The following is a 23,171-nucleotide window of genomic DNA, read 5'->3' on the forward strand; positions in this document are numbered from 1 at the left end:
ACTTCTATTTACCTTGATTCGCTCAAGGCTGCGAAAACCCTGATCAGGCAACTGGTCAGGGTTTTTCGTTTGTGTGGCGGAAATTTTTTATTGAATATTCCGGAACCGGGGGGGGTTAGAATAAAGGTCAAAAAACTGACGATGCTGTTTATATGCCTATAGTCGTTGTATTTTAAGCTTTCTAGATTGGTAAAAAAGGCAGTTATTATAAGTTTATCTCTAACGGGTGGGGCATAATGAACAATAATCTACTTATTAGTCATATTTGTCACTTGTGAATTATGACATTTATACAGGATGTTAAGGTGTCTGCATGATAGTTTCACTTCTCAAGAAGCTTGTTTCCCTCTCTCTGGTGCTCTTAGTGGGCTGGTTGGGATTTAAATATTATTCAGAGAAAAAGATTAAGGAGAAACTTGAGGAAGCGGCTTATATGGCCTCTTCGGAAGCTCGGATTCGATTTGATGAAGTGACCGTTGATGTCAGGGGCGCAATAGTCATTTCTGAGCTTGAGATTGCCCCCAGAAGCTATATGGAAGATAAGTTTTATGCAAAAAAAGCATCACTTGTTTTTCCAAATACCTTTGAAATGATGAAACTCATGTATGACATTAAGATGGAGAATGAATGGGAAATGCCTGGCTCATTGACACTTCGGTTTGATGGTATCAATGATCCGTTAATTAGTGAGTACGGCCTTTATGCTCAGTCTGTAAAACAGATGAATGCTATCATCAGGCAGCGCTTGGAAGGCGTAGCTGAACCGATATGCGGCGAACACTATGTGATTGGTCCAGCGGCAATCAAGGAGATGGGATATGATGCGCTCTTTTCAAGTATGTTCGTTGCATATGATTATAATCGTCTTGATCAAAAACTCAGTTTGAAAATCGGTGGTGGTGTTCCTGATTCGTATACCGCAACTGCCACTGTCAATTTTGAAAATCTGCGATCTTTGGGGGTACAGGATCTGATGTCCATGCCAACCATTGGCAGTGTTGAACTGGTCTATCGTGATGAGGGTTTAACGGAAAAAACCAATCGATACTGTGCGAACAAAGAAGGGATAACGGTCGATCAATACCATAAGCGCTTTGCTGCACTACCTGATGATTACTATGCAGTAACGTTAGGTCTGATCCCCAATAGGGCAATGAAGGCAGCTTATTTCGACTTTATGAAAAATCCTGACAATATCACCCTGACATCGTACCCGTCGCCAACGTTCAACCCAATGGCTTTGGGTATGTACGAAATGCAGTACTGGGGAGAGTTGTTGGGTTTGTCTCTCAGTATTAATGATAAAAGTGTTACACCATTTGAATTGAATCTCCCTAAAGATAATTATTTACTTTCTCATCAGGTCAAAACCGAAGAACCTGAGACCGTTAAAAATAGCTTTGAACAGAAAGTTGTCGCAGAGCCTGAACTTCAAGCTCCCTCCACAAAAGCTGCTAAACCAGAGCCTCAGACAAAAAAGAAGATTGGTAACAGCCGTGTGATACCACTTGATCAGCTCTCTGACTATATCGGGCACTATGTGAAGGTTTCTGTCGAAAAATCCAGACACTTCCGTGGCCTTTTGGAGTCTGTTGAGTCAGGTGCATTGACGTTGCAGCTACGGCACGGCAGCGGTACTTTTTCCATGCCAATTGAAATGCGCCGTGTTGAATCAGTGGAGCGATTACGTTAGTGCTTGAGCATTATCATTGACCATTTTTTCAGGGTGTTAATTTTGTCGGCAAAAATTCCATCTGGGCATTCTGCAGGTTATCACCAGCCAAGCGGCAATCGTAACCAGCAGATGCACAGTGATGAAACTGACAGACCCTATCTGCTTTCAGACACTCCAGAGGACTGGGTAAGAAAGCGTACCTTGCAGAGTATTATGATCTCGCCATTGCCCATGCCGGTAGAGAACTTATCATTACAGCAGCCCGCTGAGTCTGATCCAGATACCCAAAAAAGAAACGCTAAGAATAGAAAAGCACTTGTATTATCCGAATATTGGGATAACAGGGCACCGTTGTGTTTACTCGGTACAGATGCAAGTCACCTACAAGCGGAATTTAGTGAAAGAAATGCAGACGTGCAGGTTATTTGGCCACCGGCTGTTGAGCAGAAACTGCGAGTTGACTCTGATACTCATGGTTTACTGGATCGAGAGGTCTGGAAAGAACGTATTACGTATTGGTTATCTCTCGACGCAGAACAGCGTAAAAATGTTATAGAGGCACGACTGCAACATACCACGATAGAGAGCCATGACCCGCGAGCAAGGCTGCATGGTCAGTCTGGCGTGATCGCGGCATCAGATATCCCTGCTTATAGCATCATAGCGCCCTATGTAGGCCTGTATTGTGCGGGTAATGATGTCGCTGAAGAAAAAGCGCGGTATGGCGCTAATGTAGGTCGATACGCTGTAGATTGTTCACTCGGGGGTGTGCAAATTGATCTGTGTGGATATGGCCATGGTAATGTCACTGTTTGTATTAATGCCAACACCACTTACTCAGAAAATGATCCTGTCTTCAAAGATAATGCCTGCTTTGTGCTGGTAACTTATCAGGGGTGGCCCTATGTGTTTGTCGTCACTCTTGAGGCTGTTCAGCTAGGTCAGGAACTGTTGATTGATTATGGCCGCTACTACTGGAAGGGTTATTGACCCGATTACCTGCCGATTTCATATAAATAAATAACCTATAAATTAATACGTATATATATCTATGTTATCAATAGCGTGTACTGCTGTACTGTTACAGCGTTACATAGTGAATGATGGGTAGTTGGTACTTCCGTGTTTATTGATCTGATTCAAAACGCGACAAACCGGGAAGCGATTGAGCGCTTGTTCAAGCTGATGCTGACCAGGGATGAGCATCATGCCATCAATGGCCGGGTCGCCATTGCAAAGGCACTGATTGATGGTGACGAGAGTCAGCGGGAAATCGCGACGCGTTTGGGGGTGAGTATCGCCACCGTCACGCGGGGTTCCAACAATCTCAAATCCATGAGTGACGACGAACGTGACTTTCTAATACAGGCTATACAGGCAGTACATAATGAATGATGTTGCAGTTTCTGCGGGAGATATCGGGAGTACGTCCCGATCCAGCCTGAGTAAAGTCCTTGGGGGAGCCTTGCTTGTTGCCGGCACAGGCATTGGCGCCGGTATGTTTTCATTGCCTGTTGTCAGCAGTGGCATGTGGTTTAGCGTGTCGATTGCTGTCCTCGTGCTGGCCTGGTTCTGTTGTTACAGCTCTGCACTGTACCTTCTTGAAGTGAATCTTCATTATAAGGACGGTGCCAGCTTTGATACGCTGGCCGGAAAAACCATTGGTAATACTGGTCGACTGATCAATGGTGCCTCTGTTGCCTTCGTCTGCTATATCCTGACCTACGCCTACATATCCGGTGGCAGCTCCATTATTTCGCATTCCATGGAGTCACTGGCGGGCATTGCGGTGGAGTCGCACCTGGCCAGCCTGATATTTGCGGTGGGTCTGTCGATTTTTGTCATTATTGGTCCCAAGGCTGTTGATCGTATTACGACCGTGATGGTTGCCGGTATGGTGATCACATTCCTCAGCTTCACAGGTGGCCTTGTTGGCAGCGCGCAGCAGGAAACCCTCTTTCCGGCGTTACCAGTGAGTGAGAGTCTGCCTTTCGTTTTGATGGCGCTTCCGTTCATGATGGTCAGCTTTGGATTCCATAATTGTGTCCCCAGCCTCGTGAAGTATATGGGTGGCAAGGAATCCCGTCCTTTGCGCAATGCGCTTCTTGTGGGTTCCCTGCTGGCGCTGGTGATCTATATTCTGTGGCAGGTGAGTATCATGGGTAACCTGTCCCGTGATGCATTCGGTGGCGTGCTGGCCAGTGGCGGTAATATCGGCGCATTGATCCGCGCGCTGGAAGATTCTGGCATCAGTGTCCATCTGTCTGGTGCTTTGCAGGTGTTCTCCCAGCTGGCTGTTGCGACCTCTTTTGTCGGTGTGTCGCTGGGGCTGTTCGATTACCTGGCAGACCTGTTCGGGTTTTCTGATGATATGTCCGGTCGTCTGAAAACTGCAGCCCTGACGTTCATTCCTCCCACCTTGCTCGGTGTGTTTATTCCTGACGGCTTCATTACCGCGATCGGTTTTGCCGGCCTGGGTGCGACGTTCTTCTGTGTGATTGGTCCGGTGCTGATGGTTCGCCAGACCCGTCGCCAGGGATTGTCCGGTTCTTCTTTCCGTGTTTCGGGAGGGAATGCCCGTCTTTGGCTGGTGCTGACTTTCGGTATTGCAGTGATGCTGCTGGAAGTATTGAATATGTTGAAACTCCTGCCTGTTTTCAACGGTTAATCAAACCTTTCTTGCGGCGGCAGTTAACTAAAAGGTTAACTGCCGATTGACAATCTTTCCCATACCCTCCTGCTAGACTGACCAGAATCCAATGTGTTCTCACCCGGCATCTGGTTGTGTGATATATCCTTATTTCCCATGTCTACAGGAAAAAACTCATGGCTGGCAATGTACAGGCCGGCACAGTCCTGACTCGAGAAGAGCGTATTGAAGGCGCGCTGCTGGGGCTGTTTGTCGGTGATGCCCTTGGACTCGGTTATCACTGGTACTATGACGTTAACCTACTGGAACACGATGTTGGCGCATGGGTGACGGACTACCTGGATCCGGTGGTAAAGAGCGAGCATGGTTGTCGCCATATCAGTCGGTACCGTTTGGATCAGGGGCTGAGAGCGGGTAATTACTCTCAAACAGGGCAGATAATATTCCTGTTGCTTGAATCGGTTGTTGAGCAGAGATGTCTTCATATATCGGCGTTTGGTCGTCGTTTGGGCGAACTCATGAGCGAACTCAATGGTGAGTCGTTGTCTGGTCGATACAGTGAGGACATCGTCAGAGACATATGGCAAAAACGTCAGCAGGGGGTTGCCTGGAATGCCGCTGATCTGCCAACCGGTGCGGATACCTCACTTGGTGCGCAGCTTTGTGTTATTTTGGCTGTGCTATGTGATGATCCATGCTCATTGGCTGAAGTTGCTGATCAATTGCTGCAGATATTTTATCGGGATCGCTATCTTCGTGCCTGTCAGCTGGTGTATGCGCTTACCGTTCAGGCTTTGATTCAAGGGACCACGCTGACGGCACTGGATAAAACGATGACCGGCATGTCGGGTAATCAAGATGTTATGAACCGGGTTGGATCATACGGCTCGCTACAACAGCCGGGTTTGGGACAGATCGCTGAACGACCGGAAATGGTCAGTGTAGAACCCGCGAAATATATTAGTCTCGTATTTGGGCTGGATTGTCAGGTGACCCATCTTTTACCCGCAGCTTACTACCTTCTTTACCGTTATCCGGACAGTTTCGAAATGGCCATACTGTCCGCCAGTAACGGTGGGGGAGAGAATGTTGCCAGGGCCGCTCTGACGGGGGCGTTGGCGGGTGCTCTCCATGGTGTGAGTGCTATCCCCGAGCGTTTTTTGCATAAACTGGAAAATGGTGCTGCTATTCGTTCGTATGCGCAGGCGCTTGCCCGGTTGCCAGCGACGAAGGTGTGAGGTAATCGTTAGTGCTTCGGGAATCAGGTAATGACCACCGTAGATTCCTCACGGAAAAGACTTACAATAGAGAATGTTACGTTAGCGTCAGATTTTCAGGTCAAGAGTGAAACAGCAGAAAAAACAGGACACTGAGAGCAGGCAGCCCGGGCCGTTTGCTCTGAGACTCAGGGAAGGGGTCATGCTGACCCTGTTGGTTGCCGCCGCGTATCTTTGCATGGCGCTGGTGACGTATGATGCCGGCGATCCCGGCTGGACGCATATTGGCCATTCGCAGATGGTGGTGAACAGTGCGGGCAGGGCGGGTGCCTGGTTTGCGGATGTGCTGTTTTCCCTGTTTGGTCATATGGCGTTTCTCTTTCCGCTGCTGTTGGCCTGGAAAGCCTGGACCGTGTTTCGTGATCGTTACGAAACCCGCGCCTGGAACTGGCCGCTCTTTACCCTTCGTTTTGCCGGGCTGCTGTTGGTCCTGACCAGCGCCTGTGCGCTGGCGGCTTTGCACTATCTGCAGGCTGGCGCCGGATTGCCTGCATCGAGTGGCGGCATTCTGGGCAAGCTGGTGCTGGATGTTGCACTGCCTGCACTGAACCGTTTTGGCACATCTCTTATTTTTCTCTCGCTGTTCCTTTTTGGTTTGACGCTGTTAACGGACTTGTCCTGGTTCCGGCTCATGGACCTGGTGGGTAAGTGGACGCTGGATGGCTTTTCCTTGCTACGGAATGGTCTAAAAGCCTTGGCGGGTAGCATGGAAGCTCGCCGGGAAAAGCGGACCGTTGAAAAAATACGCCAGGAACGTGAGTCCGTTATTCAGAAAGAAAAAGCCAGGCAGGCTGAGCGGACACCTCCAGCGATTGCGCCACCGCCGAAGAAGCCTGAACCCAGTACACGGGCAGTGAAGGAAAAACAGCAGGTCTTGTTTGACGATACGGTTGTTGAAGGTAGCCTGCCTGCCGTCAGTCTTCTGGATGCGCCGGATCATTCCCGTAAAAAAGGATATTCCGAAGAATCCCTGCAGGGGATGTCTCGTCTACTTGAGCTTAAGTTAAAAGACTTCGGCGTTGATGCGGAAGTGGTCGCTGTACATCCGGGCCCGGTCATTACCCGTTTTGAGATTCAGCCGGCTGCTGGTGTTAAGGTCAGCAAGATCACCAATATTGCGAAAGATATTGCCCGCTCTCTGGCCGTGATCAGCGTGCGGGTGGTTGAAGTCATTCCAGGCAAATCGGTCGTAGGGATTGAGATTCCTAATGAAGACCGCGAAATCGTTTATTTCAGTGAACTGATTGCGTCAAAAGTCTTTGATGAATCAGAGTCGCCGCTCACCCTGGCGCTGGGGCACGATATTGGCGGTCATCCGATGGTGGCGAACCTTGCCAAGATGCCGCACCTGCTGGTTGCCGGTACAACGGGGTCCGGTAAGTCAGTGGGCGTGAATGCGATGATCCTGAGTATGCTCTACAAGGCATCGCCGGAAGAAGTTCGCCTCATCATGGTTGACCCGAAAATGCTTGAACTGTCGGTCTATGACGGCATTCCGCATCTTCTGGCGCCTGTTGTCACTGATATGAAAGAAGCGGCCAATGCCCTGCGCTGGTGTGTCGCTGAGATGGAGCGGCGTTACAAACTGATGGCCGCTATGGGTGTGAGAAACCTGGCAGGTTTCAATCGCAAGCTGGAAGAGGCTGAAAAGGCCGGTGAACCGTTGCGAGATCCTTTCTATCAATCCGTTTCCGCTGATGACCTTGCGCCAGAACTGGAAAAATTGCCTTTCATTGTCGTCGTGATTGATGAATTTGCTGACATGATGATGATTGTTGGCAAGAAAGTTGAAGAATTGATTGCCCGAATCGCCCAGAAAGCGCGGGCGGCAGGCATTCATTTGATCCTGGCGACACAGCGTCCTTCGGTGGATGTCATTACGGGTCTGATCAAAGCGAATGTTCCGACCCGGATCAGTTTCCAGGTATCGTCCAAGATCGATTCACGGACCATTCTGGATCAGGGGGGCGGTGAACAGTTGCTGGGGCATGGTGATATGTTATATCTGCCGCCTGGTACCAGCCTTCCTGTAAGGGTCCATGGTGCTTTCGTCAGTGATGATGAGGTGCACCGGGTCGTGGCTGACTGGAAGAAACGTCAGGAACCCAATTACATTGAGGATGTTCTTGGTGGTGCCGGGGATGCTGATGGCGAAGCGGGAGCTTTTGGTGTCAGCAGTGATGAAGAGCAGGATCCCCTGTACGATGAGGCAGTCGCCTTTGTGACTGAGACGCGACGTGCATCTATCTCGTCGGTTCAGCGCAAGCTTAAAATTGGTTATAACCGCGCAGCCCGGATGATCGAAAGCATGGAAGCCGCCGGTGTGGTCTCTGCCATGGGCAGTAACGGTAACCGGGAAGTGATCGCTCCGCCACCACCACGGTAGTAACATAATGCTGTTGGCCTGAAGGTGAAAGGGTGGTTGATCAAAACTGCCATCCTTCAGGGAAAGCTTGTGTTACCCTTAAGCGCAGTTTTCAGAGCAGAATCCTATTGCATGTTTCAGAGCGATAAATTCTCCATCCGTCGCCTGGGTGGATTGGTCTTGTCTATTACGCTGCTGACATCACCAGCTTATGGTGAGAGTGTGCCAGGCAACAAAACGAATGCTGTCGAGGTGTCAGCCCGGGAGCAGCAGGCGGCGAGTCAGCTGGCAAAGTTGCTCAATCCGCTTCATTACATCCAGGCCGGTTTTGCCCAGCATACGCTGGAAGCCAGCGGTAAGCGCATTCAGGAATCGGAAGGTGTGATGACTGTACAGCGGCCGAATCTTTTCCGCTGGGAGGTCAAGAAACCCTTTCCCCAGGTTGTAGTGTCCAATGGCCATAAGGTTTGGCTGTATGATATGGATCTTGAGCAAGTCACGATTCAGACGCTCGATGCCCGGACCAACACCACGCCGGCATTGATCCTGAGTGGTGAAACGTCGGATCTGACGCGCAATTTCCGTGTCACTGAATCGGTTTCTGATGGTGTGGCTTTGTTTACGTTGACACCGAAAGGGCAGGATGCGCTGTTTGAAAACCTGCAGTTATCGTTCCAGGGCAAGACGCTCCGGGAAATGATGCTGACCGATGCGCTGGGCGCCAGAACCCGTATTGAGTTCAGCAATCTGTCCAGCAGCAGCAAGCGAAAGCTGGCAGAGAAAGATTTTGAATTGTATATCCCGCCCGGCGTGGATGTGATTGACGATGAGAGCTGATAAGGACACCGCAACAACCCATGAGCCGCTCTCTGTTTGATACCCTGGAAAAACCCTATGAACCGCTGGCTGCCCGGATGCGGCCACGGACCCTGGATGATTACCTCGGGCAATCCCATATACTTGCAAAAGGGAAACCATTGCGGGAAGCGCTGGAGCAGGGGCGTCCCCATTCCATGGTACTTTGGGGGCCTCCGGGCGTTGGTAAGACCACACTGGCCAGGCTTGTGGCCAATGTCTGCGATGCGCATTTTGAAACCCTGTCTGCGGTGTTGTCAGGGGTTAAGGATATTCGGGCCGCGGTAGAACGGGCGCGGATGGCCCGCGAGCAGAATGGACGCCGCAGTATTCTTTTCGTCGATGAGGTTCACCGTTTCAACAAAAGTCAGCAGGATGCGTTTCTGCCGCATATTGAAGATGGCACGATTATTTTCATTGGTGCGACGACGGAAAATCCCAGCTTTGAGCTGAATAACGCCTTGTTGTCCCGGGCCCGTGTTTATGTACTCAAGCCTTTGGAACAAGAGGCGTTGGCCAGTGTGCTGGAACATGCCCTCAGCGATAAGGAACATGGCTTGGGTGAAAACCCGCCGATACTTACCGATGAGGCAAAAACCATGTTGTTTCGTGCCGCCGATGGCGATGCACGACGATTGCTGAATCTACTGGAGATTGCGGTTGACCTGGCGTCGGATCAGGCGATCACGCCAGAGATTTTACAGGGCGTGCTGGCAGACAGCAGCCGTCGCTTTGATAAGGGCGGTGATGCCTTTTACGACCAGATATCCGCCTTTCACAAGTCGGTCAGGGGGTCCAGTCCGGATGCGGCGCTCTACTGGTTTGCCCGAATGGTGGATGGTGGCGCCGATCCCCTGTATGTCGTGCGACGGCTGGTGGCGATTGCCAGTGAGGATATCGGCAACGCGGACCCCCGGGCCCTGGAGATGGCGCTCAATGCCTGGCAGGCTTTTGAACGGCTGGGAAGTCCGGAAGGGTTGCTTGCGGTTGCCCATGCGACGGTATATTGTGCCTGCGCGCCGAAGAGCAATGCCGTCTATCGGGCGATGAAGGCTGCGTTTGATGATGTCAGGAATAACCCTTCCCATGAGGTGCCGCTGCATATTCGTAATGCGCCGACCCAACTGATGAAATCCCTGGGACATCATGAAGGCTATCGCTATGCCCATGATGAGCCCAATGCCTACGCCGCCGGTGAGTGTTATTTCCCGGATGCTATGGAGCCTCGGCGCTATTACGACCCTTCGGATCGCGGGCTGGAAATCAAAATTCGTCAGAAACTGGAATGGCTGCATTCCCTGGATGCGGCGTCTGCGAATCCCCGGCGACCTTCATCCTGACGGTTAATGTCAGACGGTTGCCTGGAACACCTTGAACAGGTGCTTTCCTGTTTTAAATGAAAATCGGAATATTGTCTTATGTTTCTCTGGTTTGAATGGATTGCCATTGCCCTGGGCGGCGCGCTTGGCGCGGTCTCCAGGGCATTGATCTACCTGGGTTTTGCTGAGCTGGGTCAAGCAAAGCTGTTCCCGGTGCCCACGCTGGTTGCCAATATTATTGGATCTTTTATCATTGGCGTGACTTACTACGCACTGGTTGAACTGGCATCATTACCGCCGCTCTGGCGGCAGTTCATCATGGTCGGTTTCCTGGGTGCATTAACCACTTTTTCGACGTTTTCGCTGGATGCGTTTCGCCTGATACAGGACGGCGACCCGGTAGGTGCCATCGCCTACATGCTGACCAGTGTGGCAGGTTGCCTGCTGGCAACCTGGGCCGGTTACGCGCTGGCCGGTAAGGTCTTTGCTTAATACAGACAAGGTAACAGAGCTCTCATGCTAGATCCCAAATACGTTCGCGCCAATCCTGAGGAAGTCGCGGCCCTGCTGCGCAAGAAGCACTACGAACTGGATGTGGAACGGATCATGTCCCTGGATGCCGAGCGGAAGTCCATCCAGCTGCGTACCGAACAACTGCAGAGCGAGCGCAAGTCCGGTTCCAAACAGTTCGGCATGTTGAAGGCAAAAGGCGAGGATGTCACTGAGCTCAAGTCCCGTCTGGATAGCATTAACGAGGAACTGAAAACCTCCGAGCAGACGCTGAAGGACCTTCAGGCAGAGCTGGACGGCATTTTCCTGACCGTGCCCAACCTGCCGCACGAGTCAGTACCGGAAGGCAAGGACGAAGAAGACAACCTCGAAGTCCGCAAATGGGGTGAGCCCAAGCAGTTAGATTTTGAGCCGAAGGATCACGTTGAGCTGGGCCAGGCTTATGGTCTGGATTTCGAAACCGGCGCTAAGCTTTCCGGAGCCCGTTTCACCCTGATGCGTGGCCAGATCGCACGCCTGCACCGCGCACTGGCGCAGTTCATGCTGGATGTGCAGACCAGTGAACACGGCTATGAGGAGTGCTACACCCCTTACCTGGTACACGATCATGTACTGCGTGGTACCGGACAGCTGCCCAAGTTTGAGGAAGACCTGTTCAAGACCTCCTGCGAGGGGGAAGAAAAGCCATACTATCTGATTCCGACATCAGAAGTACCGCTGACCAACATCGTGCGGGATTCCATTCTTGAATCCGCTGAACTGCCGTTGCGCCTGACGGCCCACACGCCCTGTTTCCGCAGTGAAGCGGGCAGTTATGGCAAAGACACCAAGGGTATGATCCGTCAGCACCAGTTCGACAAAGTCGAGATGGTACAGATTGTTCATCCGGAGAAGTCTTTTGACGCGCTGGAAGAAATGACCGGTCATGCGGAAGCGATTTTGCAGAAGCTCGGCCTGGCTTACCGTGTCGTTGCGTTGTGTGGGGGCGACCTGGGCTTTGGCGCGACCAAGACCTATGACCTGGAAGTCTGGTTGCCCGGCCAGCAGAAGTACCGTGAGATTTCTTCTGTTTCCAACTGTCTGGATTTCCAGGCGCGCCGGATGCAGGCCCGCTTCCGTAATGCCGAAGGCAAGCCTGAGCTGGTGCATACCCTGAATGGTTCCGGTGTAGCTGTTGGCCGTGCCATGGTGGCTGTCATTGAGAACTACCAGGATGCAGAAGGTCGAATCCACGTGCCGGAAGCGCTGAAACCCTATATGGGCGGCATTGAGATTATTCAGTGATCGCTTTGCTGTTTTAAAAAACCCGGCGAAAGCCGGGTTTTTTCATGGAGCCGGATGGGTAATACCCATCGTACTTTCTAACGACGTCAAATATCCCGGCTCCCCAGTAATACTGAGCAAATCCCAGGATTTTGAAAGAACGATTGGTATTATGTATCCGTCGGTTACCCATCAGTGCTCTGTGATTACTGCTGTCCCTTAGCTGTCTTGTCCTGTGTTCCCGGCACTGACAGGCACTCAGGCCCTCAATGGCTGATCGCTGCGGCTGTGGGAATGCGATGAGCGGTCTACCCGTCAATCTCATTGACAGATACGTCAGCAGATGCGTCGATCGCAGGCAGGGGAGCTGCCGCCAATGGCTCTTCTCGTCGGTCAGTTGCGCAAATCAGACCCATGGCGCCGGTTTTTGATTCGCCGCTATCAACCTCGTCATCGGTCATTGATTCAGGGTTGATTTCATAGAACAAACAGGATCGATTATCCCAACTTGTCAGGATGTGGGTGCGGTCAGGAGTGCATATGACAGTACAAAGATTTGCCATTGGAACAGGATCCATGTTGACCTTTTTTTCTTTAAAATTATGCAGGTTCAATATGCGTATATTGTTGTGACTGAAGAAGATCAACAGACTGCTATCGGCAGTGAATACAGGGTTGCCTTGATGGCTAAGGCCGGGTCTCACTAACCGGGTGTTGGCAAATACCCGGATTTCTTCAGGCACTTTCTCCAGCAGAGAGTTCCATTGCATTGAATCGCATTCTCCAAAGAGTTGTATCTTTCTTTTGACAGAACAATAAAAAAAACGACAGTCAGGGCTGAATTCCGGATCTTTGAATGCCGCTCTTTCTGCAAGATTTTCGATATTATGTTTGATGGACGTTTTCCAGGCTTTATTTTCATATTTCCAGATTAATAAATCATTACCGTCGGATGTTACGATGAGTCGCCCGTTATAATTAGAGTACCGATATTTTGAGTCGATTTTGTGGGTTTTGAATGAAGTGTCAACGCTATCACAGGCTGTCATCTGAGTGAGTTTTTGTTGTTGTAGAGTGAGTCTCTGTTGCACTGTGTGGCCAGAGTCTAGCTTAAAAAGCAGGGTATAGCTTGGATGCGTTAAAGTTGTATTTATTAAATAGCCTGATGTAGATGTTGTGTTCCATAAGGGGCGTGAAGGTAAGGTTATGGGTTTGTTTATGTTTTCGAGTATTTTTTTATGTATTGTTTTTAGATCATATAAAGAAAAATTGTAGTCGCAGTAAGCAAAGCCTTCTATGGATGCTCGGATAGCCCTGATAACAAGTATGTGTTGGTTGTTGTTAATGAATTTGAAGTTCATAATTTTGTTGGTTTTTATTTTCTCGACATTATCCAGATTTAGAGTGGCTATTATTTCCCATTTGTTTTCTTTTTCATGCCTGTAGCTGGAAAAGAAATGGATGTTGTGGTAGCTGGTTGAAACTGCAAGAAGATCGCATCCTTTGCTGGTAGATAGATTCTCAACATCAGTTTCAATAAAATTCGTGCTAACTATAATCCAATCGTTGTTTTTTTCTTGTTCAAGGATGGTTACCTGGTTATTTCCGATAATTGCGAAAAAAAGACTGCTGTCATCGCTGAAATGGGCATGATGTATAGGTTTATGTGAATCGATTTTACTGTATACGTCTTGCCTTTTATATGTGGTGATATTGAATATCGACGCATAGTTTTTAAATGTATTTATGAATACATGATTGCCATCAGGACTAAATAGATAGGAATTGTTTCTGGTAATTAAATCATCGGTGTTCGCTCTATGTTTTTCTTTCAGGATAATTTTTTCAGGTAGAGTTAATGCGTCAAGGGCGGCGAAATGCAAAATTTCATGGAAGTAGGGTTTGCTTCTTAAAGTGTCGAGTTCATTTGTCTGACTCTTTCCATAAAGCTTATGTTGCGGCTTTAAATATTGATCGTATCGTTTGGTGGAAAATAAATGTTCTCCTGCTAACCTGAAGCCTCTATAAAATGCCGTGGCTATAGATTGATTGTTATCTATGATTTTCATTGTTCTTTTGCATATTCTGCGATAGCACACCAGTTCTTTCCAGGGTATATATTTCAGCAAACAAGTCCAATCGTAATCGGTAAGGCTCATGATGTGCGTGTTGTTATATGCTACCTTCATTTCTTCTGATCGCTTGTCGCTCTCTCCGGAATGGTCAGTTGTCGCTGTTGAAATGTATTTTAATGAATTTAAAAATGCTGGATTTTCATGCATATCGTTCCCCCGTCATGTTGGTTAGGTTTAATAATTCTGGTAAATTTTCTGGTATCACTCTTAATTGGTATATTGTAATTATGCGTGATTATGGATTTCGGAATTGATACCACAAAAATATCGCGAGATAATTCTTGGCAGAAGAACAGAGCAGGGTATGTTTAATAACTATGCCTGCATTGATAATGACTTGTTTGCCCTTATACCCATGACAACGCAACACACAAAATGTTCTCAATGGCGGCATTGAACAGGCATAATTTGTTAGTATGCCTGAATCAAGGGTATAGGATGCCTGGGTGGAGGAACACAGGCCTCCACCCAGGCCTCAATTTACGGATTTTGTTCGTTGCAGAACCAGGCTAGCGAGCGCTGCAGGGCTTTCTGCCAGCCTCTGTAGCGTTGTTCAACCTGGTCGGAAGGCATGCTGGCGGAAAAGGTCGAGGTATCACTGGCTTTTTGTTTGAATGCGTCGACGCTGTCCCAGAAACCAACAGCAAGACCCGCCAGACAGGCGGCGCCGGCTGCGGTTGTTTCGGTGATACCGGAGCGTACCACGTCCACACCCAGCATATCGGCCTGGAACTGCATCAGGAACTCATTGGCAGAGGCGCCGCCATCAACACGCAATTGGTGTAGTTCAATGCCGGCGTCCTGTTGCATGGCATCCAGTACATCGCGTGACTGGTAGGCAATGGCTTCCAGGGTGGCCCGGATAATGTGGTTTCGGTTGGCGCCGCGGGTCAGGCCGACAATGGTTCCACGGGCATGGGCATCCCAGAAGGGCGCACCAAGTCCGGTAAATGCCGGTACCATGTAGACGCCGTTGGTATCCTCAACCTTGCTGGCGAAATACTCGGAGTCAGCAGAATCCCGCACCAGGCCCATCTCATCCCGTAGCCACTGGATAGAGGCGCCGCCCATGAAGACGCTGCCTTCCAGGGCATAATTCACCTTGCCGTTCAGGCCGTAGGCGATGGTCGTCAGCAGTCCGTGGCTGGAAGGGACCGGTGTTTCACCGGTATTCATCAGCATGAAACATCCCGTGCCGTAGGTGTTCTTGGCCATGCCTTTCTCATGGCATTGCTGGCCAAACAGTGCTGCCTGCTGGTCTCCGGCAATACCGGCGATCGGAACGCTGATATTGTTGCGAAGCGTGGTTTTGCCATAGATCTCGCTGCAGCTTTTGACCTCTGGAAGCATGCTGCGTGGAATTTGCAGTGCTTCCAGCAGCGTATCATCCCACTCCAGTGTCTTGATATTGAACAGCATGGTTCGGGAGGCGTTGGTGTAATCGGTGACATGGGTGCGGCCGTTGGTCAGTTTCCAGACCAGCCAGGTGTCCACGGTGCCAAACAGCAGGTCACCTTTTTCGGCCTTTTCCCGTGCGCCATCCACATTGTCCAGAATCCAGCGAATTTTGGTGCCGGAAAAGTAAGGGTCGAGCACCAGTCCGGTATTATCACGGACATAGTCTTCCATACCCTGTTTTTTCAGGGACTCACAGATCTCGGCGGTTCGCCGGCATTGCCAGACAATAGCATTGTAAACCGGCTTGCCTGTGTGACGATCCCAAACAACCGTTGTTTCACGCTGGTTGGTGATGCCGATGGCAGCGACCTCTTCAACACCAATACCGACCTTGTCGAGGACTTCTGTCAGTGTGGCATTCTGGGTCGCCCAGATTTCCATGGGATCATGCTCGACCCAGCCGGCCCGGGGATAAATCTGCGTGAATTCCCGTTGTGAAATGCCGACAATCTGTGCGTCATGATCAAAGATGATACTGCGGGAGCTGGTGGTGCCTTGATCCAGCGCGACAATATAGCGACTCTCTTGGGTCATTACTGGTCCTTGTCGATACCTGCGTGCCGTGGGGAACGGCAGTTCTCTTTGTGGCGTTTGCCGCTCTTTTTTTAAACCTTTTCAGGCGCACCGAGGTTACCATATTTGATGATTTCAGGGGTATGGTTTCGGTAAAAAGCCTTTTCCGTATAAGGATATTTCAGGGTTTTATAAGCGTTTTGTCGTTTAGTCGGTGTAAAATGCCATCGCAAAGGACAGGAACAGACAGGGAACCGGTCGTTTCGAGAATAACATGGGGGTGCGACAGTGGATTATCTGCCGCTGTATCTGGATGTCAGGGATACCTTATGCCTGGTGGTTGGTGGTGATGCTGTAGCGCTTCGCAAGATTCGGTTACTGCTTTCAGCGGGGGCGCGTATTCGTCTGGTGGCGCCGGATATTCTTGAAGAGCTGGCCGGTATGCTGGATCACCAGCGACATGAAATCATTCAACGTCCTTTTCTGGATGAAGACCTGAGTGGTGTTCGGCTGATCATTGCAGCAACAGACAGCGATGAGGTGAATGGAACCGTTGCTGAGGCAGCCAAGGCCCGCGGTTTGACCGTGAATGTGGTGGATGGGGCAGAGCAGGGCAATGCCATTATGCCGGCCATCATAGACCGTTCTCCCCTGATTGTATCCGTATCCAGTGCTGGTAAGGCGCCAGTGCTGGCAAGGTTGTTACGTACCCGCCTGGAGAGTTTGCTGCCTGATGGTTACGGGCGATTAGCGGAGTTGGCCGGCAGTTTCCGGGCGCAGGTCAAAGCCCGATTTTCCAGCCTGAATGATCGCCGCTATTTCTGGGAGAAAGTGCTGGCAGGTCCTGCTGCAGAGCAGGCGTTGGCTGGCAATATGGAACAGGCCCGGAAAATGATCGGTCAGGCGCTGGACGCGCAGGAAGAGCATCAGGTCGGCGAAGTGTATCTTGTCGGTGGCGGACCGGGCGATCCTGATTTGCTGACATTCCGTTCCCTCCGGCTGATGCAACAGGCGGATGTCGTGCTGCATGACCGTCTGGTCTCAGAAGATGTACTGGCCCTGTGTCGTCGTGATGCTGATTATATTTACGTGGGTAAACGGCGGGACCAGCACTCGTTACCCCAGGGCGATATCAATGCGTTGCTCGTGAAGCTTGCCAAAGAGGGCAAGCGTGTTTTGCGTCTCAAAGGCGGTGACCCGTTTATCTTTGGCCGTGGCGGGGAAGAAATCGACACCCTTGCCGAAGAAGGTATTCCTTTCCAGGTGGTTCCGGGTATCACGGCGGCCTCCGGATGTGCCAGTTATGCCGGTATTCCCCTGACACACCGTGACTATGCGCAGTCTGTGCGCTTTGTAACCGGCCACCTTAAAGACGGTGGTTATGACCTGAACTGGTCTGAGATGGTGCGCAAGGACCAGACGTTGGTCTTTTATATGGGATTGATGGGGCTTCCCAGAATCTGTCAGGAATTGGTTGACCATGGGCGTAGTCCGGAAACGCCGGTTGCGTTGATACAGCAGGGTACGACACGGGATCAACGTGTCTACACCGGTACTCTGGACTCAATCGTCAGTGATATTGCTGAGATAAAAATCAAGCCGCCCACACTGATTATTGTGGGTGAAGTGGTTCAGTTGCATGAACGATTGAAATGGTTTGGTTTGGAGGAAGAGAACGCTTAACAAGAAAAAGGGCCTCTAAGAGGCCCTTTTGAGTATGCGTTCAGGCAGCCAATGACTGGTTGTCTTCGATGGTCGAAAATATCATTTTAGCCAGCTCATGTTCGCAACCGAACGCATTCCAGTTGACGGTCAGCATGGGGGTCTGCATTTCCCGGCAGATCTGGGGCAGGCAGGCTTCGTGGAAACGATGCAGGTCTTCCAGGTAAGCCAGCGGTGTGCCTGATTCTGCTGAACGGGCACGTTCCAGCAGACGGTCGTGGGCAACAGCCGGATCTGTCTGGAGGTATACAACAGCGCTGATTCGTGGATAGTGCTCCAGTCGGCGCTTGATATCGTAGTAATAATCCATGTACATGGCGTCAGGCTGTTCCATGGACAGGAAATTGGCCTGGGAAAAAATCAGGTCTGAGTAGAGCGAGCGCTCGATCAGGTAATTCTTGTCGCGATCCAATCCTTCAACCAGTGTCGCACGACGTTCGGTGATGTACTTCTGGAAACGAATACGACGGTTGGCATCGTGGGGATGCTTGGTGAAATCTTCCAGCAGTTCGGTGAAGCGTGGGTCGTCAACCGGTTCCTTCAGCGCTTCCCAGCCCATGGCCTCGGCGAGACGCGGCAACAGCGTCGATTTACCGGCGGCGATGTTAGCTTCTACAGCAACAAAATGGTTGGTCTGGCAATCGGTCATGGTTAACAGGCTTCCAGGAAACAGTGGGTGCAAACGGGAAAGTATTCTTCATCGTGGCCGACGATGATGGTTCGGCCATTACTTTCACCGGTAAACTGGGTGAACTGGGCGGGTTTGCCGCAGTGACAGTTGGCAAACAGGGGCTCCAGCTTCTGCGAAAACTTCGTGATGGTTTCCGACGCTTCAAAAATATTGCCCAGGTAATCCGTCATCAGGCCGTAGAAGCGCACCTGCAGTGCAGTGTTCAGGCTGAGACGGATTAACTGCCTGACGGTTTCGGCAGGCAGGAATTGGGCTTCATCGACCAGCAGAACCTCGGTGCCCGACGCATTCATTATTGACAGCAATTGATCCGTAGACGCAAACACCTTGCACTGCAGTTCGCTGCCATTGCGGCTTTTCACATAGCCATCCGGTGACCGGGTATCAATGGACGGTCGGACGACAGTAACTTTGTAGTGCTCAGACAGCGCGTAAAAGTCACCGATCAGTCGTGCAGTCTTGCCGGACTTCATGGGGCCGTAAATAAAGGAAATGGGTGTCATCGTGTCTCTGCTTGTCCTCCGGCGGTACGCGATTGCACCAGTTGCTGGGCATGTAATGCTGTCATCCTGACAGGGGTCGATTGAAGACCGTGTCACCGCAACGGGGCGGTTTCTATGCCAAAGCGGCGCATCTTAGGGGCCATGGCCGTCAGCGACAATAAGTATTTTGAACGGTTGAAATGGTCAATGACGATGGTGTTATTCCCCGAAGCCGATGTGCAGCGGTTCGACAATACTAGGGATCATCGATGACGCTGAAATTAATTTGCTGGAAATCTGCCCTTGAAATTGGTCGGGATGCCCTTATCTAGGGTTTCAGTATTCGTTTGTCATGCTGAATTCAAGAGGATAAAGCACCCTATGACCGTTGAAGCCAGTAAGGAGACCCTGGGGTTCCAGACCGAAGTCAAGCAGCTGCTGCACTTGATGATTCACTCCCTGTACTCCCACCCGGAAGTCTTTCTGCGTGAACTGATTTCCAATGCCAGCGATGCGGCTGACAAATTGCGCTTTGCCGCGCTGCATGACAGCAGCCTGCTGGAGTCTGATCCCAACCTGGATATTCGGGTCAGCTTTGACCAGGAGACCAAAACCGTCACCATCACTGATAATGGTGTTGGCATGAATCGCCAGGAAGTGATTGATAACCTGGGGACCATTGCCAAGTCCGGTACCGGTGATTTCCTGAAGCAGATGACAGGCGACCAGAAAAAAGACGCCCAGCTGATTGGTCAGTTTGGTGTCGGTTTCTACTCGGCCTTCATTGTGGCGGACAAAGTCACGGTTGAAACCCGTAAGGCGGGTGAGAAGGAGGGGGTTCGCTGGATTTCTGAAGGTACCGGTGAATTCTCGGTTGAGTCGATTGAGCGCCAGCAGCGTGGCACCACCATTACCCTGCATCTCAAGCCTGAGCAGCAGGAATTTGCCGATGGCTGGCGTCTGCGTTCCATCATTCGCAAGTATTCTGACCATATTTCCCTGCCGGTCTTGATGCTCAAGGATCAGCCTGAACCCGAAGAAGGTGAAGAGAAGGCGGCGGTTGAGCCCGAATGGGAAACGGTTAATACCGCAAAAGCGCTTTGGTGCCGGAGTCGCAGTGATATCAGCGATGAAGAGTACAAGGAGTTCTACAAGCACATCAGCCACGATTTTGGCGATCCGCTGAAGTGGAGCCATAACAGGGTTGAGGGCAAGCTGGAGTACACCAGTCTTCTGTATGTACCATCCAAAGCGCCTTTTGACCTGTATAACCGTGACATGCAGCAGGGCCTGAAGCTCTATGTGCAGCGCGTGTTCATCATGGATGAAGCCGAGCAGTTCCTGCCCATGTACCTGCGCTTCATCAAGGGTGTGGTGGATTCCAATGACCTGTCCCTGAACGTTTCCCGTGAAATCCTGCAGAAAGACCCGCAGGTGGAGAGCATGAAGACCGCCCTGACCAAGCGGGTTCTGGATATGCTGTCCAAGCTGGCGAAAAGTGACGCAGACACCTACCAGGCATTCTGGAATGAATTTGGCCAGGTGCTGAAGGAAGGTCCGGCGGAAGACTTTGCCAACCGTGAGAAGGTCGCGTCCCTGCTGCGCTTTGCGTCAACTCAGACAGGTACATCTGCGCAGACGGTTTCTCTGGCCGATTACATGGGCCGCATGAAAGAAGGCCAGGAAAAGATCTACTTCATTACAGCGGAAAGCCACAATGCGGCGGCCAACAGCCCCCACCTGGAAGTTTTCCGCAAGAAGGGGATTGAAGTCCTGCTCCTGACTGATCGTGTGGATGAGTGGCTGATGTCCCATATGCACGAATTTGAAGGCAAGCCGTTCGTCGATGTTGGCCGCGGTGACCTGGATCTGGGCAGCCTGGATGACGAAGAGGACAAGAAGGCCAAGGAAGACGCGGCCAAAACCCATGAAGATCTGATTGGACGTATCAAAACTGCACTGGGTGACAGTGTCGAAGAGGTGAGAGTCACTAACCGTCTGACGGATTCACCTGCCTGCCTGGTGGTTGGCCAGTTTGATATGGGGGCCCAGATGAAGAGCATTCTCCAGGCGGCAGGCCAGGATGTGCCCGAAAGTAAGCCAATCATGGAGATCAATACGGATCATGCGCTGATCACCAGGCTGGATAAGGAGCCTGATGAAGACCGGTTTGGCGATCTGGTCCATATTATCTTTGACCAGGCCAGCCTGGCTGCAGGCGGTAAGCTGGATGCCCCGGCAGCCTATGTCAAACGCCTGAACAAGCTGCTGGTGGATATGGCGGGCTGATCGTATTCTCCTCGGTTTATAAAATGATGCCGGACAGCGAATGCTCTCCGGCATTTTTTATGTGCATTTCAGGCATTGCTGCCTGGTAAACGTTTGGTGCCAGGCCGCTGCCGGTCGTGTTGGTTTTCCGCTCGCTCGGACAGGACAATCCTTGTCCTGCCTCACTACCGCGGCATCCATGCCGCTGCTGCAAACCAACACGACCGGCAGCTAAACAGAATCCGGGCGCCTTAAGTTATTTTGGGTTCAGGTCTATAGTGAAATTGGAATGCCTGTAAAAGTAAAAGAGTGAATCTGCCCAGCATGCAAGGATGATGGGGACTTCAGGGACGATACTATGGCTAATAAGCCTCTTCTGAACCGCTTTATGTTGCTATTCGCTATGTGTATGGCTGTGCATGCCAATGCTGCGATAGACGATTTGCGACTTGAACTGTTTGATCACCGTGTATTGAAAGGTTTTACGGTGATTGATGACCGTAATGACAGCGATGAAAACATTGAGTCGCTGGATCACTCTCTGGTCAGGATCCACCAGTTTACCGATAAACAACACCGCTATGCCCGTTACCAGCAATACTACAAGGGGTTTCTGGTATTGGGGCGTAACGTGATTGCTCATTTTGGGATGGATGAAAGCGAGGATCTGAGCAAGGCCAATTTTTCCGGCAAACTGGCCAGAGGTTTACGTCTTCAGATAGACGATCTGTTGCACACAGATGACCTCCGTAAGGAGATCCTGGACTTTGCGAAAGAGGATTTTACAGAAAGAACAGGCATTGCAGGTAATGTATATCAGAGCGATAGTCAGCCGGTAATATGGATCGATCGTAATCGAACACCTCATTTTGTTTACCAGGTCAGTTTTCGTGTCCGGCCAGAGAACGGCCCAGAACAGTGGCCTCATTATTTAATTGATGCGGTGGATTCGAGCGTTTATCAGTATTGGGACAATGTTCGGTCCCTCTATAGGGATAAAGGGCCGGGAGGGAATGGTAAAACCGGTCAGTATATGTTTGGTGAGGGGGGGCTGCCTTTCTTGTCTGTGACGCAAAGTAATGACATCTGTCTGTTGGCGAATACCCGTCTTGTGGTTGTATCGCTGAATAATCGCTCCTATTGGGTAAATGATGATTTTTCCATGCCCTTAAATTATGAGTGTGACAATAACCGGGGCGATCAATCGAACGGCGCTTTTTCACCAGCCAATGATGCCTATGTCTTTGGCAACATGGTTATTGCCATGTATGAACGTTGGTACGGGCAGCCTGTGCTGGCGGGTGGTGAATCAATATTGGTGGCTGTCCATGTGGGTGTTGATTATGAAAATGCCGCCTGGAATGGGGTGAGTGTTCTTCTTGGTGATGGCGGGAAGCGATTTTATCCATTTGCATCACTGGGTATTTTGGCGCATGAGATCAGTCATGCCTTCACACAGCAGCACTCGGGATTGATAGGGGCAGGTGAAGCAGGCGCTTTAAATGAAGCGTTCTCGGATATGGCTGCCGTCACGGCTGAATATTATTTAAGATCTCACGATGCCAAGGCTCATGAGCGTCTTTATGGACAGAAGCAATTGTCTTGGCAGTTTGGCGATCGAATCAGTAAAAGTAAACGCCCCATAAGATCAGTTAGTCAGCCTGAACTTTATGGGGCGGCCGGGTGTTATCTACGCGTCGATGGATGTTATCTGAGTTTTGACGATGTGGATGAACGTGATGTTGACCACTTGGGTAGCGGCGTCTTTAGCAAGGCTTTTTATGAATTGGCCCGTCGCCTTGATGGCGATGTGCGGAAGGTGTTTGGTTTGATGCTGAGAGCTAATATGCTCCACTGGACACCAGATTCCGGCTTTGCCGATGCTGCCTGTGGCGTGAAGCTGGTGGCCAGTCAGGAGGGGGTTCCAGAAGAGACCGTTAGCGCTGCTTTTGAAACGGTCGGAGTAACGCCTGCCTGTTAATCGCCTG

17 protein-coding genes are annotated in these 23,171 nt (G+C 50.7%); 13 read left to right on the forward strand and 4 right to left on the reverse strand.

What is annotated here, in order from left to right:
- Window positions 1–313: 313 nt before the first annotated feature.
- The 10 genes from AC27K1_RS02240 (at window position 314) to serS (ending at window position 11,935) form a co-directional block, all read left to right on the forward strand.
- Window positions 314–1,693, forward strand: coding sequence for an LSm family protein (locus AC27K1_RS02240; protein WP_487147997.1), 1,380 nt, complete (start codon window positions 314–316; stop codon window positions 1,691–1,693).
- Window positions 1,694–1,696: 3 nt separating this feature from the next.
- On the forward strand, window positions 1,697–2,665 hold the full coding sequence (locus tag AC27K1_RS02245; RefSeq protein WP_487147998.1) for an SET domain-containing protein-lysine N-methyltransferase: 969 nt from the start codon (window positions 1,697–1,699) through the stop codon (window positions 2,663–2,665).
- A gap of 132 nt (window positions 2,666–2,797) precedes the next feature.
- On the forward strand, window positions 2,798–3,070 hold the full coding sequence (gene trpR / locus AC27K1_RS02250; protein WP_487148000.1) for a trp operon repressor: 273 nt from the start codon (window positions 2,798–2,800) through the stop codon (window positions 3,068–3,070).
- Complete coding sequence (locus AC27K1_RS02255) at window positions 3,063–4,343, forward strand: aromatic amino acid transport family protein (RefSeq protein WP_487148002.1); 1,281 nt, start codon at window positions 3,063–3,065, stop codon at window positions 4,341–4,343. Before trpR ends, AC27K1_RS02255 begins: the two co-directional genes overlap by 8 nt.
- A 158-nt stretch (window positions 4,344–4,501) precedes the next feature.
- Window positions 4,502–5,563, forward strand: coding sequence for an ADP-ribosylglycohydrolase family protein (locus tag AC27K1_RS02260; RefSeq protein WP_487148003.1), 1,062 nt, complete (start codon window positions 4,502–4,504; stop codon window positions 5,561–5,563).
- Window positions 5,564–5,669: 106 nt separating this feature from the next.
- Window positions 5,670–7,988: a DNA translocase FtsK gene (locus AC27K1_RS02265; protein ID WP_487148005.1), complete on the forward strand. Its 2,319-nt coding sequence runs from the start codon at window positions 5,670–5,672 to the stop codon at window positions 7,986–7,988.
- Between the two features lie 111 nt (window positions 7,989–8,099).
- Window positions 8,100–8,804 carry an outer membrane lipoprotein periplasmic chaperone LolA gene (lolA, locus tag AC27K1_RS02270; RefSeq protein WP_487148006.1) on the forward strand — a complete coding sequence of 235 codons (705 nt, stop codon included), beginning with the start codon at window positions 8,100–8,102 and terminating at the stop codon, window positions 8,802–8,804.
- A 20-nt stretch (window positions 8,805–8,824) separates the two neighbouring features.
- On the forward strand, window positions 8,825–10,162 hold the full coding sequence (locus AC27K1_RS02275; RefSeq protein WP_487148008.1) for a replication-associated recombination protein A: 1,338 nt from the start codon (window positions 8,825–8,827) through the stop codon (window positions 10,160–10,162).
- Window positions 10,163–10,240: 78 nt separating this feature from the next.
- Window positions 10,241–10,633: a fluoride efflux transporter CrcB gene (crcB, locus tag AC27K1_RS02280; protein WP_487148009.1), complete on the forward strand. Its 393-nt coding sequence runs from the start codon at window positions 10,241–10,243 to the stop codon at window positions 10,631–10,633.
- A gap of 24 nt (window positions 10,634–10,657) precedes the next feature.
- Window positions 10,658–11,935, forward strand: a complete 1,278-nt coding sequence (gene serS, locus AC27K1_RS02285; protein WP_487148011.1) for a serine--tRNA ligase — start codon at window positions 10,658–10,660, stop codon at window positions 11,933–11,935.
- Between the two features lie 287 nt (window positions 11,936–12,222).
- Here serS and AC27K1_RS02290 read toward each other — a convergent pair whose 3' ends face one another.
- A complete protein-coding gene (locus AC27K1_RS02290) occupies window positions 12,223–14,196 on the reverse strand; it encodes a hypothetical protein (protein ID WP_487148013.1) in 1,974 nt (657 codons plus the stop codon).
- A gap of 333 nt (window positions 14,197–14,529) precedes the next feature.
- Window positions 14,530–16,041, reverse strand: coding sequence for a glycerol kinase GlpK (gene glpK, locus AC27K1_RS02295; protein ID WP_487148016.1), 1,512 nt, complete (start codon window positions 16,039–16,041; stop codon window positions 14,530–14,532).
- Window positions 16,042–16,308: 267 nt separating this feature from the next.
- On the opposite strand from glpK, the gene cysG reads away from it, so the two are divergent.
- On the forward strand, window positions 16,309–17,703 hold the full coding sequence (gene cysG, locus AC27K1_RS02300) for a siroheme synthase CysG (RefSeq protein WP_487148018.1): 1,395 nt from the start codon (window positions 16,309–16,311) through the stop codon (window positions 17,701–17,703).
- Window positions 17,704–17,743: 40 nt separating this feature from the next.
- Here cysG and AC27K1_RS02305 read toward each other — a convergent pair whose 3' ends face one another.
- Both AC27K1_RS02305 and AC27K1_RS02310 read right to left on the reverse strand, forming a co-directional pair.
- A complete protein-coding gene (locus AC27K1_RS02305; protein ID WP_487148019.1) occupies window positions 17,744–18,391 on the reverse strand; it encodes a deoxynucleoside kinase in 648 nt (215 codons plus the stop codon).
- A 2-nt stretch (window positions 18,392–18,393) separates the two neighbouring features.
- Window positions 18,394–18,936, reverse strand: coding sequence for a thymidine kinase (locus tag AC27K1_RS02310; protein WP_487148021.1), 543 nt, complete (start codon window positions 18,934–18,936; stop codon window positions 18,394–18,396).
- Between the two features lie 360 nt (window positions 18,937–19,296).
- On the opposite strand from AC27K1_RS02310, the gene htpG reads away from it, so the two are divergent.
- Together htpG and AC27K1_RS02320 are read left to right on the forward strand one after the other, a co-directional pair.
- Entirely contained in the window at window positions 19,297–21,204 is a 1,908-nt protein-coding gene (htpG, locus tag AC27K1_RS02315; protein ID WP_487148023.1) for a molecular chaperone HtpG, read from the forward strand.
- A 337-nt stretch (window positions 21,205–21,541) separates the two neighbouring features.
- Window positions 21,542–23,164, forward strand: a complete 1,623-nt coding sequence (locus AC27K1_RS02320; protein ID WP_487148025.1) for a M4 family metallopeptidase — start codon at window positions 21,542–21,544, stop codon at window positions 23,162–23,164.
- Window positions 23,165–23,171 lie beyond the last annotated feature (7 nt).

This window comes from Kistimonas ophiarachnellae, assembly GCF_057552235.1.

What these genes read in the sequence shown, in the direction of transcription:
- AC27K1_RS02240 (WP_487147997.1), top strand. Translation starts at nt 314, where the DNA reads ATGATAGTTTCACTTCTCAAGAAGCTTGTTTCCCTCTCTCTGGTGCTC.
- AC27K1_RS02255 (WP_487148002.1), top strand. Translation starts at nt 3,063, where the DNA reads ATGAATGATGTTGCAGTTTCTGCGGGAGATATCGGGAGTACGTCCCGA.
- AC27K1_RS02260 (WP_487148003.1), top strand. Translation starts at nt 4,502, where the DNA reads ATGGCTGGCAATGTACAGGCCGGCACAGTCCTGACTCGAGAAGAGCGT.
- lolA (WP_487148006.1), top strand. Translation starts at nt 8,100, where the DNA reads ATGTTTCAGAGCGATAAATTCTCCATCCGTCGCCTGGGTGGATTGGTC.
- AC27K1_RS02275 (WP_487148008.1), top strand. Translation starts at nt 8,825, where the DNA reads ATGAGCCGCTCTCTGTTTGATACCCTGGAAAAACCCTATGAACCGCTG.
- crcB (WP_487148009.1), top strand. Translation starts at nt 10,241, where the DNA reads ATGTTTCTCTGGTTTGAATGGATTGCCATTGCCCTGGGCGGCGCGCTT.
- serS (WP_487148011.1), top strand. Translation starts at nt 10,658, where the DNA reads ATGCTAGATCCCAAATACGTTCGCGCCAATCCTGAGGAAGTCGCGGCC.
- AC27K1_RS02290 (WP_487148013.1), bottom strand. Translation starts at nt 14,196, where the DNA reads ATGCATGAAAATCCAGCATTTTTAAATTCATTAAAATACATTTCAACA.
- glpK (WP_487148016.1), bottom strand. Translation starts at nt 16,041, where the DNA reads ATGACCCAAGAGAGTCGCTATATTGTCGCGCTGGATCAAGGCACCACC.
- AC27K1_RS02305 (WP_487148019.1), bottom strand. Translation starts at nt 18,391, where the DNA reads ATGACCGATTGCCAGACCAACCATTTTGTTGCTGTAGAAGCTAACATC.
- AC27K1_RS02310 (WP_487148021.1), bottom strand. Translation starts at nt 18,936, where the DNA reads ATGACACCCATTTCCTTTATTTACGGCCCCATGAAGTCCGGCAAGACT.
- htpG (WP_487148023.1), top strand. Translation starts at nt 19,297, where the DNA reads ATGACCGTTGAAGCCAGTAAGGAGACCCTGGGGTTCCAGACCGAAGTC.
- AC27K1_RS02320 (WP_487148025.1), top strand. Translation starts at nt 21,542, where the DNA reads ATGGCTAATAAGCCTCTTCTGAACCGCTTTATGTTGCTATTCGCTATG.